Annotated in this window: 11 protein-coding genes; 7 read left to right on the plus strand and 4 right to left on the minus strand. The window is 72.1% G+C overall.

The window, feature by feature from the left end:
- The first annotated feature begins 25 nt into the window (after window positions 1–25).
- Window positions 26–1,054, plus strand: a complete 1,029-nt coding sequence (gene nudC / locus ATL40_RS03390; protein ID WP_245866667.1) for an NAD(+) diphosphatase — start codon at window positions 26–28, stop codon at window positions 1,052–1,054.
- A gap of 35 nt (window positions 1,055–1,089) precedes the next feature.
- On the opposite strand, the gene ATL40_RS03395 is transcribed toward nudC, so the two are convergent.
- On the minus strand, window positions 1,090–1,347 hold the full coding sequence (locus ATL40_RS03395) for a mycoredoxin (protein ID WP_098468310.1): 258 nt from the start codon (window positions 1,345–1,347) through the stop codon (window positions 1,090–1,092).
- A gap of 172 nt (window positions 1,348–1,519) precedes the next feature.
- Between ATL40_RS03395 and ATL40_RS03400 the strand changes: the two genes are divergently transcribed.
- The 3 genes from ATL40_RS03400 (at window position 1,520) to ATL40_RS03405 (ending at window position 4,429) form a co-directional block, all read left to right on the plus strand.
- A complete protein-coding gene (locus ATL40_RS03400) occupies window positions 1,520–3,637 on the plus strand; it encodes an ATP-dependent DNA helicase UvrD2 (protein ID WP_098468311.1) in 2,118 nt (705 codons plus the stop codon).
- A 172-nt stretch (window positions 3,638–3,809) separates the two neighbouring features.
- Window positions 3,810–3,950, plus strand: a complete 141-nt coding sequence (locus ATL40_RS14950) for a hypothetical protein (protein ID WP_169925865.1) — start codon at window positions 3,810–3,812, stop codon at window positions 3,948–3,950.
- 140 nt (window positions 3,951–4,090) lie between these two features.
- Complete coding sequence (locus ATL40_RS03405; RefSeq protein WP_098468312.1) at window positions 4,091–4,429, plus strand: WhiB family transcriptional regulator; 339 nt, start codon at window positions 4,091–4,093, stop codon at window positions 4,427–4,429.
- Window positions 4,430–4,461: 32 nt separating this feature from the next.
- On the opposite strand, the gene ATL40_RS03410 is transcribed toward ATL40_RS03405, so the two are convergent.
- Entirely contained in the window at window positions 4,462–5,622 is a 1,161-nt protein-coding gene (locus tag ATL40_RS03410) for a hypothetical protein (protein ID WP_098468313.1), read from the minus strand.
- Window positions 5,623–5,787: 165 nt separating this feature from the next.
- On the opposite strand from ATL40_RS03410, the gene ATL40_RS03415 reads away from it, so the two are divergent.
- Window positions 5,788–6,339: a M48 metallopeptidase family protein gene (locus tag ATL40_RS03415; protein ID WP_098470247.1), complete on the plus strand. Its 552-nt coding sequence runs from the start codon at window positions 5,788–5,790 to the stop codon at window positions 6,337–6,339.
- A gap of 31 nt (window positions 6,340–6,370) precedes the next feature.
- Here the strand turns inward: ATL40_RS03415 and ATL40_RS03420 are convergent, their stop codons facing one another.
- Window positions 6,371–7,870: a zinc-dependent metalloprotease gene (locus tag ATL40_RS03420; protein WP_098468314.1), complete on the minus strand. Its 1,500-nt coding sequence runs from the start codon at window positions 7,868–7,870 to the stop codon at window positions 6,371–6,373.
- Window positions 7,871–8,031: 161 nt separating this feature from the next.
- Between ATL40_RS03420 and ATL40_RS03425 the strand changes: the two genes are divergently transcribed.
- A complete protein-coding gene (locus tag ATL40_RS03425) occupies window positions 8,032–9,180 on the plus strand; it encodes a YlbL family protein (protein WP_098468315.1) in 1,149 nt (382 codons plus the stop codon).
- An 18-nt stretch (window positions 9,181–9,198) separates the two neighbouring features.
- On the opposite strand, the gene ATL40_RS03430 is transcribed toward ATL40_RS03425, so the two are convergent.
- Window positions 9,199–9,783 carry a PPA1309 family protein gene (locus ATL40_RS03430; protein ID WP_098468316.1) on the minus strand — a complete coding sequence of 195 codons (585 nt, stop codon included), beginning with the start codon at window positions 9,781–9,783 and terminating at the stop codon, window positions 9,199–9,201.
- Window positions 9,784–9,951: 168 nt separating this feature from the next.
- On the opposite strand from ATL40_RS03430, the gene ATL40_RS03435 reads away from it, so the two are divergent.
- Entirely contained in the window at window positions 9,952–12,984 is a 3,033-nt protein-coding gene (locus ATL40_RS03435) for a UPF0182 family membrane protein (RefSeq protein WP_245866670.1), read from the plus strand.
- The last annotated feature ends 25 nt before the right edge of the window (window positions 12,985–13,009 follow it).

Here is a 13,009-nt window from a genome sequence, read left to right on the forward strand (position 1 = left end):
CGCCGCAAGAGCGTAGGTTGGGAGCGTGAGCGATGCCGGACCCGAGGTCCCCCCGTTGGCCATGGATGCCCTGCCGTTGGGTCGGTGGAGCGTCCCGCGGGATGCGGAGCGCCGCACCGACCAGGACCTCATCGCCACCCTGCGGACCGATGCGGCCACGCGCGTGGTGCTGGTCAGCGGCGGGCGGCTCGCGGGAGCCCACGACAGGTTGCGCCTGGTCTCGCCCGCGGACCTGGGCCTCACGAATGCGGCCGAGGGCGATCCAGGCACACCGCTGGAGTGGTTCTACCTGGGGCGGGACGAGGAGTCCTCCTACCTCGCACTCGCGCTCCCGCCCGAGGCTGGGGGTGTGCCGATCGCGGCTGTGGGGACCCCCGACGAGCGGATCTCGGCCGATGAGCGGGTACACGCACCCACCCACGGCGATGCGCAGTGGGTGTCGCTGCGGGAGTCCGGGCACCTGATGTCCGCACGCGATGCCGGTCTGGCGACCACGGCCGTCGCGCTGGCCGCCTGGCGGCATCGGCATCGCTTCTGTCCCCGCTGCGGGGCAGCGACGCACCTCTCGGAGGCGGGCTGGTCGGCCACCTGCACTGTGGATGGCTCGGTGCACTACCCCCGCACGGATCCCGCGGTGATCATGGCGATCCATGACCACGAGGACCGGCTGCTGCTGGCCCGCTCCTCGGCCTGGCCGGAGAACCGACGATCCGTGCTCGCGGGGTTCGTGGAGTCGGGGGAGGGTCTGGAGAGTGCGGTGCGGCGCGAGGTCGCCGAGGAGGTGCAGCTCGAGGTCGGTCGTGTGCAGTACGCGGGTGCGCAGCCGTGGCCGTTCCCGGGGTCACTGATGGTGGCCTTCCACGGCTGGCTGGTGCCGGGGGGAGAAGCGGCGCCGGTGCCCGACGGCGTGGAGATCACCCACGCCGAGTTCTTCACCCGGGATGAACTGGCGCGGGCGGTGACCACCGGCGAGATCGGGGTCCCGATGCGCACCTCCATCGCCCGCGCCCTGATCGAGTCCTGGTACGGGGGTGACCTGCCCGAACCCGCCTGAGGGAAGATCCTGGCGGGCCCGGGCGGGCGTCCGGGTCAGAGGGCGAGGCGCTCGCGGACCTGGGCGAGGGAGGGGTTGGTCATCGCCGACCTGTCCGGGAACAGCACGGTCGGGACGGTCTGGTTGCCGCCGTTGACCTGCTCCACGAACGAGGCGGCCTCGGGGTGCTCCTCGATGTTCACCTCGCTGAAGGCGATGCCCTCGCGGTTCAACTGGGACTTCAACCGGCGGCAGTAGCCGCACCAGGTCGTCGAGTACATGGTGATCGTTCCGGCCTCGGGGGTCGCGGTCATGCTGGGGCTCCAATCGATGGTCATGGGGAGTAACCCGGCGGGAGCCCGTCGTGTTCCCGGTGCCCACAGCCGGTACCCACAGCCGGTACCCACAGCCGGTACCCACCGCCCGAACCCACAGCGCGGCGGCGGGCACGGCCCGATGTCGGTGGCCGGTGGGAGGATGTGAGGGATGAGGACGACGGCGAAGATCACCCAGGACAACGAGGGCGCCCGCCCGGGGGAGGCGACTCCCGCGGGTGGCGAGACGTCCCTGCGCAGTTCCGAGGAGTTGCTCGCCCAGTTGGACGAGGACCAGCGAGCGGTCGCCTCGCACCTGTCGGGGCCGCTGTGCGTGCTCGCCGGCGCGGGCACGGGCAAGACCCGCGCGATCACCTACCGCATCGCCAACGGCGTGGCGCAGGGCGCCTTCGTCCCCACCCAGGTGCTCGCCGTGACGTTCACGGCGCGCGCCGCGTCGGAGATGCGGGGCCGGCTGCGGGATCTCGGTGTGCCGGGGGTTCAGGCGCGAACCTTCCACGCCGCGGCGCTGCGGCAACTGTCCTACTTCTGGCCGCAGGCGGTGGGTGGTTCGCTGCCGCCGATCGCCGAGCACAAGGCGTCGCTGGTGGGCGAGGCCTCCGGGCGGCTGGGTCTCGGCGCCGACAGGCTCGCGGTGCGGGATCTCGCCGGCGAGATCGAGTGGGCGAAGGTCTCCATGATCACCGCGGACGACTACGTGGCCGCCGCGAGCAAGGCGGGGCGTGACGGCGCGGCGGGGCACGACCTGACCACGATCGCTCGGCTGCTCAGCGTGTACGAGGACGTCAAGAATGAGCGCGGCGTGATCGACTTCGAGGACGTGCTGCTGCTGACGGTGGGGATCCTCGCCGAGCGGGAGGACATCGCCCGCACCGTGCGGGGCCAGTACCGCCACTTCGTGGTGGACGAGTTCCAGGACGTCTCGCCGTTGCAGTACCGCCTGCTGCAGCTGTGGTTGGGGGAGCGGCAGGAACTGTGTGTGGTCGGGGACGCCTCCCAGACCATCTACTCCTTCACCGGTGCCAGCCCCCGCTACCTCACCCAGTTCCGCCGCACCTATCCCGAGGCGGTGGAGGTGCGCCTGGTGCGGGACTACCGCTCGACACCGCAGGTGGTCTCGCTCGCCAATGACGTGCTCGCCCGGGCCGGGCGGGAGCGTTCCACCTCCTCGGTGCAGCTGGTGGCGCAGCGCCCCTCGGGCCCGCCGGTGAGTTTTACGGCCTACGACGACGACGAGGCGGAGGCCCGCGGCATCGCGGAGCGGGTGAAGCGGCTGATCGCCCACGGCGTGCGCACCAGTGAGATCGCCATCCTCTACCGCACCAACGCCCAGGGGGAGGCGTTCGAGCAGGCCCTCGCCAACGCGGGAATCGGCTACCTGGTGCGGGGCGGTGAGCGGTTCTTCTCGCGGCGCGAGGTGCGCGAGGCCATCGGCCTGCTGCGCGGCGCGGTGCGCTCGGCCGACGCCGACACCCCCATGCCCCAGACGGTCCGGGACATCCTGACCTCCGCGGGCTGGGCCCCGCAGGCACCCGCGACCCGGGGCGCCGTGCGGGAGCGGTGGGAGTCGCTCAATGCGCTCGTGCAGTTGGCGGACGACCTGGCCACCACCCGGGGTGCCGATCTCGCGGCGCTGGTGGCCGAGCTCACCGAGCGCGCCGCCGAGCAGCACGCCCCCACCGTGGAGGGCGTCACGCTGGCCTCCCTGCACGCCGCGAAGGGCCTGGAGTGGGACGCGGTGTTCCTGGCGGGTGTGAGCGAGGGCCTGCTGCCGATCAGCTTCGCGGAGACCCCGGAGTCGGTGGCCGAGGAGCGCCGCCTGCTGTACGTGGGGGTCACCCGTGCCCGCGAACACCTGGCGATCTCCTACGCCCGGGCGCGGGCGGTCGGGGGGCGCGCGAGCCGGAAGCCCTCCCGGTTCCTGGACGGCATCTGGCCCAGCGAGGAGGGGCCGGCACGCACCACGGACCGTGCCCGGCGCCGCGCCCGGGCGGAGGCTGTGGAGCACGCCCTGACCAGCGGGGATGCCGACCCCGAGGTCTTCGAGGCGCTGCGCACCTGGCGTGCCGCGCTCGCGAGCGCCACGAGCAAGCCCGCCTACACGATCCTGCACGACACCACGCTCGTGGCCATCGCGACCGCCAAACCGCAGACCCTGCGTCAGCTCGCGATGCTGCGCGGGATAGGTGCCGCGAAGATCGAGGCACACGGCGCCGCGGTGCTGGCGATCGTGCGCGGTGAGGACGTGCCCGCACCCGAGGCGCCGTAGCCCCGGACTCCACCGGCCGCGCCACCCGGTCGGCCCGTCTGCGATGGTCGCAGGAACTCCTCCGAATAATCCCTTGCGCGCCCACCGCGGTGCAGGAGTACGCTCATCGAGTTCGTGTTCATGGGCCCCGCCTAGCCAGCATCCGGGTCCGAGTCGAGAGGAGGTGTTCGAGATGAGGATCACCCTGACCACCGCGTTCGCCGCGGTGACCACCCCCGCCGTGCGTGGCACAGCCATGTCCGGTTCCCGTCTGCGGACACTGAGGCTCGGCAGCCCGCGCTCTGCGCGCCGCGGCACCCTCAGCGCCCGGTAGAGACGGGTCGGGTGCGCAGCCGCACCTCTCCCGCCCCGCACGCTTCGCGCCCGACGGCGCCTCGCCTGCGGCACCAGGACCCACGGGTCTATACGGCACCAGCCGATTCTGCTGACGACACGAACGTAGGAAGAACTCTCATGTCCGTCCTGGACTCCCGGTCCGAGACCACCCTGTCAGTGCTGCCGACACCGACACCGACACCGACACCGACACCGACACCGACATCACCCGCCCCGATCCTCGAGGCCCTGCCCTGCCAGGAACCGGGCACCCTCGACCTCTGGTTCGCCGAACGCGGCGACGACGTCGAGCGAGCGAAGGCGCTGTGCACCACCTGCCCGCTGCGCGCCGAGTGCCTCGCCGGCGCCCTGCGCCGCGCCGAGCCGTGGGGCGTGTGGGGAGGTGAGGTCCTGGTGGACGGCGTGGTCGTGGCCCGCAAGCGCGGCCGTGGCCGTCCCCGCAAGGTAGCCGCATGACGGCGAACCGGACCCCGGCACCCGTGCCGGGCTCACCCGCCGCCCTCGGCGAGGGGGCCGCCCGCCGCGCCGGCCCCCGGCGGCGGCCCGGTCCCCACCCCGGGGAGCGCGCCGTCGGCGCCGCACCCGCACTGCGGATGCGGCGCCCACACGCGCACCCGAGTGAGCTCCACGCCGTCCACCTCCACGCTCCTGCCCGTCAACCGCGGCCGCCCGTCCACCAGCGCCACCACCTCCTTCGCGGCACTCGCCGCAGCCAGGTACCAGGTCGCGACCTCGTGTTGGGGCGGGGGAGCGATCGCGAGTTGGGTTGCCAGCGCCGGCCAACACGGATCCGCATCGCACCGGTGGAGATCGAGGCACCGCAGGCACGGGTCGCTCCCCGGCCGGATCGAGGGGCCCACCACCACATCCAGTTCCCGTGCCACCACCGAGAGATGCGGGACGTCGCGCGCCATCAGGCCCGAGGTGCGGAACGGCACCGCCACCCGCGACTCCACACTCACCACCACGTCGGGCCGCTGCGGCGGATCGGTCCGCACCCGGGGCCCGCTCTGGCGCAGGTGCGCCGGCGCGGAGTCCTGCCGGCTCCTGCCGACCTCGCGCAAGAGGTAGGCGCCCGGCATCACATCGCGCCCGGTCACCTCCTGCTCGTCCTCCAGGCTGACCGACCCGACGCCCGCGCACACCACCAGGCGCGCGATGAGGAGAGCGAGCGCGGAACCCCCGAGGAGCGCGACCGCCGCGGCTGCCCTGCGTTGCGCCACCTGCTCGGGGTGCGCCGCGAGGTCGGCACGGTAGGCGAGATGGCGGAACTGTGTCGGCGCCGGCGGCTGGGTCACCGCGCCCGCAGGCGCGGGCGCGCCGGGTGAGGCGGGCGCGCCGGGTGAGGTGGGCGCTGCGGGTGACGTGGGCCGACCGGACGTGGCCGGCACCAGCCGTGCGGCTCGCAAGTGATCGCGCACGATCCGCGCCTCCGCGGGCGGCACCCCGAGCCGGCGACCGAGCGCGAGGACGGGGTCCATCCGGGCGCGGGCAGGGGTGCCGACCCGCTCCAACTCCTCCAACAGCCGGTGCTGGGCGGCGCTGAGCCCCTCGAGCACGACGGCGTGGCGTGGATCGGTCCCCAACTGCGCCTGTGTCTCAGCGCGCCACAGTGCGAGAACCCCTGGCGGTAGCCGCTTGCCGTCCATTCCACGTCCCCTCGACTCCTGGTGTCGGGCAGCCTGCCACGGTCGGCGGTTCGATGGCGGGCACGTGGTGGCTCACCTGTGGACAGCAGTGTGACGCGGGCCGCCGACGGCGCGGATCTGTGGACGGCGCCGGTGGATGTCACCCGGGCGACCTACCCTGGGCGCGTGAGGACAGCAGGCACCAGTGGCGTCACCCGAACCGTGGTGGGTCACCTCGAGGACGGCACGGAAGTGGTGGTGCGTCGCAGCCGGCGGCGCACGCGCACCGTGTCCGCGTTCCTGGAGCGCGGCCAGTTCGTGGTCGCGATTCCGGATCGGCTCACCGAGGGACAGGAGCGGGAGTGGGTGCGCACCATGACCGAGCGGGCGGCCACCGCCACCCGCGCCCGCCGCAGTGACGAACGCCTCGAACGGCGGGCGGAGGAACTGGCGCGCACCGTGTTGCGGATCAGCGAGCGGCCCACCGCCGTGTCCTGGGTGGACAACCAGCACAAGCGGTGGGGGTCCTGCACCCAGCAGACCGGGCAGATCCGGATCTCACGCGATCTCGCGGAGATGCCCGCCCACGTGCTGGACGCCGTGCTCGTCCACGAGTTGGCGCACCTGCGGGAGTACAGCCACGGGCCCGCCTTCCAGGACCTGGTCCAGCGCTACCCGCGCATGGACGAGGCGATGGCGTTCCTGGACGGCGTCAGCTGGCAGCGCCAGCACGGGTAGGCGGCGCGCCAGGGCCCGCCGCCACCCGGGTTCAGCGCTCGTCCTCGGGGGGCTGCACCGTCCGGTCCTGCTCCCCGGTTCCCTCATCCGGCGGCGCATCGGATGCCCGATCCGCGCCACCGAGGATCTCGGCCAGGGCGGCATCCAGATCAGCCTCGCCCTGCGCCGTCGCTCGCCGCCGCGCGGAGAACTCCTTCGGCACATCCAGGTCGTCGCCGTCGGGCAACAGGTCGGGGTGGGCCCACAGCGAGTCGCGCAGCTCCCAGCCGCCCTCCGCCTCCAGGGTGGCCCACAGGGTGGCGGCCTCGCGGGCACGCCGGGGGCGCAGGTGCAGGCCCACCAGGGTGGCGAAGACCTGCTCGGCGGAACCGCCAGCGGCGCGCCGCCGCCGCAGCATCTCGCGCAGCGGGATCGCGTGGGTCAGGTGCGGGGCCACGGCCTGCGCCGATACGTGCTCCACCCAGCCCTCCACCAGGGCCAGGGCGGTCTCCAGCCGCTCCAGGGCAGCCTTCTGCTCGGGCGTGGTACTGGCCTGGAACACCCCACCGGACATGGCGCGCCGCAGCGCCTCCGGGTCGCTGGGGTCGATCTCGCGGATCGCCTCCTCCATGGCCTGCAGGTCGAGGTCGATCCCGCGGGCGTACTCCTCCACCAGGCCCAGGATGTGGGCGCGCAGCCACGGCACGTGGGCGTAGAGGCGTACGTGGGCCACCTCGCGCACCGCAAGCATGTGCAGCACCTCGCTCTCGGAGGCGTCCAGGCCCTCGGCGAACTCCGCCACGTTCGCCCACACCAACGCGGTCGCAGGCTCCTCGACCAACGGCAGCCCGGGATCGGAGGTGCCGAACGCCTCCCGGGCCAGGGTCCCGGCGGCCTGCCCGACCTGCATCCCGAAGACCATCGAGGCGAACTGGCGCAGCATCGTGGCCGGGTTCAGCCCCGGCATCCCCGGCAGGCCGGCGCCACCGGGCATGCCCGGCATCTGGGGCAACTCCGGCAAGCCCATGGCTCCCATGTCCGGGGTGATGCCGCCCTCGGCGAGCATGGTGGTGAGGGTCTCGGCGACCGAGTCCAACACGGGCCCGGTGACCCGCTTCCAGGTCGGCATCGTCGCCTCCACCCACTGGGCGCGCGACCAGGCCGACCGGGGCGTCGCCGCGGCCGGCATGTCGGTCGCGGCGTCCAGCCAGAGGTCGGCCACGCTCAACGCGGAGGTGACGCGGCGCGCGTGCTCGTGGGTGACGCTGGGGTCGCCCCCGGTGTGGGCGACCTGGCGCGCGAGGTCGTGTGCCACCTGCCAGTTCACGCTGGCATCCCCGCCGGAGGCCATCATGCGCTGCATCTGCATCATCATGGCCTGGATCGCGGCGGGGTCCGTGGGCAGGTTCGCCGCCCCGGCCATCTGTGCGGGATCGAAGCCGGAGGCCTCCAGGGCGGACATCGCCTCGCGGGCGCCCTCCTCGCCGAGCACCTGCCGCAGGATCATCTCCCACCGTTCGCGGGCGCCGTCTCCGGATGTGGGCTCTGTCATCACGCCTCCCGTCGCTGTGCGGCTCACTCGCCGTCGGCCTCCAACGTATCCCGCAGCACGCGCCGGTGGACGCCGTGGCGGCAGCCTTTCGCTGACGGCGCAGGATCAGCCGCAGGGGGAGGGCGCAGGATCCTGTCAGGCACCTGGGTGAGAATGTGCGGGTGACCCAGCCCCCGAGCGACCGTGAGCAGACCGCTGTGCACTATGACCCGTTGCCGCTGCCCCGGCGCTCCGCCGGGGTCTCGGTGCGCGTGCTCGCGATCGCTGTGGCGCTGTGCGCCCTGCTGACCCTGGCACTGATCATCCCGGTGCCCTACGTGGTGCGCACCCCGGGCCCGACTGTGGACACCCTGGGCGAGAGCGGGGAGACCACCCTGATCACGGTCCCTGCCGACCAGGAGTTCGACTCCGAGGGCGAACTGCGGTTGACGACCGTGTCGGCCTACGGCGGCCCCGGGTACCCGGTGGGTGCCGTGCGCGTGCTGCAGTCGCTGTTCGACGACACGTCCTCGGTGCTGCCGCGCGAAGCGCTCTTCCCCGACGACCAGAGTGCCGAGGAGACCGCCGAGGCGTCGCAGGTGCAGATGAGCACCTCCCAGGAGAACGCGACCGTCGCGGCGTTGGAGGAGCTCGGCTACGAGGTGCCCGCCACCCTCACCGTCGCCGGGGTGGTGGAGGGCACCGGGGCAGTGGACGTGCTCTCCGAGGGCGACCTGCTGCTGGGTGTGGGTTCCTCCGAGGACGAGGTCACCGAGGTGAACGGGATGCGGGAGCTGTCCGAGGCGCTCGCCGTGATCCCCGCCGGCACCGAGGCATCCGTGCTGATCGAGCGCGACGGCGAGGACCAGGTGGTCGCGCTCGTCACCGGGGACGACGGTGAGGGCGGCAGCGTGCTGGGCGTGCTGGTGGCCCCGGAGGTGACACCCCCCGTGCAGGTGGACATCGCGCTGGAGAACATCGGCGGACCCTCGGCCGGGATGATGTTCGCCCTGGGCATCATGGAGCGCCTGACCGAGGGCGACGCCACGGGCGGTGAGGTGATCGCCGGCACCGGCACGATGAGCATGAGCGGGGAGGTCGGAGCGATCGGCGGGATCCAGCAGAAGCTCGCCGGCGCCAGGCGTGATGGGGCGACGGCGTTCCTGGCACCCGCGGACAACTGCGATGAGGTGGTGGGCCATGAGCCCGAGGGGCTGACCGTGGTCGCGGTCAGCACCCTGGGGGAGGCGTGGGACGCGGTGACCGCGATCGGCGCCGGGGAGAGCGCCGACCTGCCCACCTGCGAGGACGTGCTGGCACAGGCCGACTGAACCTCCCGGGCGCGGCGCTCAGTCCTCCAGGGTGACGGCCAGCGCGGCCACCAGCCCCGGCACGAGGTCGGCGCCGCCCATCACCTGGTCGTCGGTGTCGTGGCTGCGGGCCCGCAGCGCGCACCAGCGTTCACCCGAGCGCAGCACCCCGGCGGCCATCCGCACGTCCTGGGCGTCCTCCCGCTGCGCGAGGGCGGCCACGGCCTGCGGGTCGTCCGTGTCCACCTCGGCCTCCGCGGAGGGCGGCACCACCACGCGCTCGATCACGATCGCCGCCCCGTCAACGCTCTCGGGCCAGGAGATCTGCGCGAGCAGGTCCTCCAGGGTCTCCGCCTCCGGTAGCCCCTCCTGCTCCACCGCAATGAGCTGGTGGGGATCGCCGTCGGGCTCCGGCAGCATCGAGGCAAGCGAGGGGTCCTCCGCCAGCGCCTCGGCCAGGCGCACCAGGGCGAACAGTCGCATCGGGGCGTCCCATCCGGCGCCCGCCACGTGGGCCTCGGTCTCGCGCAGGCACCGCGCGAGCGCGGCGGTGGCATCCGGGGCGTCGGCGCGGGAAGGGGGCGTGGCGTCGGCGGCGTGGGTGGGATCGACGGGTTCGCTCATGGCCCCAGTCTTTCAGGCGCGAGGGGCGTGCCGGGAGCGGGTGACTGCGCGCGTGCGCCACGTGTGAAACTTGTGTGAGGGTGGCGGCGTTGTCCTACCAGCGCCGCTCGTCCGTGTGTTGCCGTGCGGCAGCGCGTCCTGTCCTCGACCTGAAGGTGCTGAATAGCTGTGACCACCACCGCTGGTGCCCGGCCCGATCGCCGGAGATCCGCCCTGTGGATCACGTTCCTCGTCCTCGCCGTGCTCGTGATCGCCGTGTTCGCCTCGGCGGGCCTGATCACGGAGTGGATGTGGTTCTCCCAACTCGACGCGACTCAGGTGCTCTCCACGCAGTGGATCTCCCGCATCGTGCTGTTCGTGATCGGCGCGGTCCTCATGGGCGGGCTGACTTTCCTCAACCTGCACCTGGCCTACCGCAATCGGCCGGTGTATGCGCCCGTCACCCCGGAGCAGCGCAACCTGGACCGCTACCGCGAGGCCGTGGAGCCGCTGCGCCGTGCCGTGCTGATCGGCGCGCCGGTCGTGCTCGGGTTCTTCGGGGGCGCCGCGGCCTCCGCGCAGTGGCAGACCGTGCTGGTGGCGATGAACGCCCAGTCCTTCGGTATCACCGACCCGCAGTTCGGGATCGACCTGTCCTTCTACACGTTCACGCTGCCGCTGCTGCGGTTCATCGTGTCCTTCGTGATGGCGCTGCTGGTGATCTCCGGGATCGCGGCCGTGGTGACGCACTACCTCTACGGGGGTCTGCAGGTCGGCCAGGGCCCGCACGTCACCCGCGCCGCCCGCATCCAGCTCGCCGTGATCGGCGCCCTGCTGGCGCTGACCATCGCCGCCTCGTACTGGCTGGACCGCTACTCGCTGCTGACCAACGAGGGTGAGCGGTTCGACGGCGCCTCCTACACCGACATCAACGCGGTGCTGCCCGGGCGCGAGATCCTCGCGGGTATCGCCGTGGTGGTCGCGATCATGCTCGTGGTCGCCGCCGTGTGGGGGAGTTGGAAGTTGCCCGCCGTGGCCGCCGGCCTCATGGTCGTCTCCGGGATCGTGCTCGGGGGGATCTACCCGGCGCTGGTGCAGCGCTTCCAGGTGGTGCCGAACGAGCAGTCCCTGGAGCAGCCCTATATCCAGCGCAACATCGACGCAACCCTGGGCGCCTACGACCTGCAGGACATCGAGACCATCCCCTACTCCGCGACCACGGAGGCCGAGCAGGGCGCGCTGCGGGAGGACGCGGAGTCCACCGCGAGCATCCGCCTCATGGACCCCTCGATCGTCTCCCCGACCTTCCAGCAGCTGCAGCAGATCCGCCAGTACTACGCCTTCCCGGACGTGCTCTCGGTGGATCGGTACGACATCGAGGGTCAGGAGCGTCAGGACACCGTGATCTCGGTGCGGGAACTCGACCTGAACGGCTTGGGCGCCGACCAGCGCAACTGGACCAACGATCACACCGTCTACACCCACGGCTTCGGCGTCGTGGCCGCCTACGGCAACACCCCCGGGGCGGGCGGGCAGCCGGAGTTCTTCGAGGGCGACATCCCCAGCACCGGCGAGCTCGGCGAGTACGAACCGCGGATCTACTTCGGCCAGAACTCCCCGACCTACTCCATCGTGGGGGCGCCGGAGGGCACCGCGCCGTGGGAGGTGGACTTCCCCTCCGACGAGTCCGAGGGTGAGGTCCTGTCCACCTACACCGGCGACGGTGGACCGCAGATCACCAACCTGTTCATGCGGGCGCTGTACGCGATCAAGTTCGGCAGTCAGGAGATCCTCTTCTCCGACCGTGTCACCGATGTCTCGCAGGTGCTGTGGGACCGCGATCCACGCACCCGCGTGGAGAAGGTCGCCCCGTTCCTGACGGTGGACTCCCGCACCTACCCGGCCGTGGTCGACACCGACGGGGACGGGACCAAGGAGGTCGTGTGGGTGGTGGACGCCTACACCACCTCCAACGACTACCCCTACTCCGCGCGTCAGCAGCTGGAGGAGGCCACGGTCGACTCCCTGCTGGTGGAGCAGACCGGTCAGCAGATCGTGCTGAACCAGCCGGACAACATCAACTACATCCGCAACTCGGTCAAGGCCGTGGTGAACGCCTACGACGGCAGCGTCACGCTGTACGCGTGGGAGCCGGAGGACCCGGTCCTGTCCACCTGGAACGAGGTGTACCCGGGCCTGGTGAAGTCCATCGACGGCATCTCCGGTGACCTGATGGCGCACGTGCGCTACCCGGAGGACATGTTCAAGGTGCAGCGCACCCTGCTGAACACCTACCACGTGACGGACGCGGCCCAGTTCTTCGCCGGGTCGGACTTCTGGCGCACGCCGGAGGACCCGACCTCGGAGGGCAACGTGGCGCAGCCCCCGTACTACCTCACCCTGCGGATGCCGGGCGAGGAGGAGGCGGCGTTCTCGCTGACCACGTCCTTCATCCTGGACGCCTCCAACCGCAACGTGCTGCGCGGGTTCGCGGCCGTCTCCGGTGATGCCGGGGACGAGGACGGCGTGATCGGCGAGGGCTACGGCAAGATCCGGTTGCTGGAACTGCCCAGCGGTCTGGCGATCCCGGGGCCCGGTCAGGTGCAGAACAACTTCGACACCGATCAGGACGCCGCGGACACCCTGAACATCCTGGACTCCCAGGGTTCGGAGGCGGTGCGAGGCAACCTGCTCACGCTGCCGGTGGGCGGCGGGTTCCTGTACGTGCAGCCGGTGTACGCCCAGGCCTCCCAGGGCACCCAGTACCCGCTGCTGCGGTACGTGCTGGTGGCCTTCGGCGACGAGATCGGGTTCGCCACCACGCTGGACGAGGCGCTGGACCAGGTCTTCGGCGGCGACTCCGGCGCGGAGGCGGGCGACGCCGACGTGGACCCGGACACCCTCGACCCCGACGGCACCCTGGTGCCCGAGGTGGAGGAGCCCGGCGAGGAGGCCACGCAGGAGCCGACGACGGAGCCCACCGAGGGTTCGACGTCCGGTTCCGGCACCCCGGGGGCCGACACGGGCATCGCCACGCCGGACACCTCCACGGCCGAGGGCCGACTCGCGCAGGCGCTGATCGACGCCGGTGCGGCGATCGAGGCGTCCAACGAGGCCCAGACCAGCGGGGACTGGGCCGCCTACGGCGAGGCGCAGGATGCGCTGAACGATGCGCTGCAGCGCGCGATCGATGCGCAGATCGAGATCGACAACGCCGGCTGATCTCGCGGGCGCCGGCTGAGCCCGG

Origin of the sequence: Serinibacter salmoneus (assembly GCF_002563925.1) — a bacterium.
Lineage (GTDB): Bacteria > Actinomycetota > Actinomycetes > Actinomycetales > Beutenbergiaceae > Serinibacter > Serinibacter salmoneus.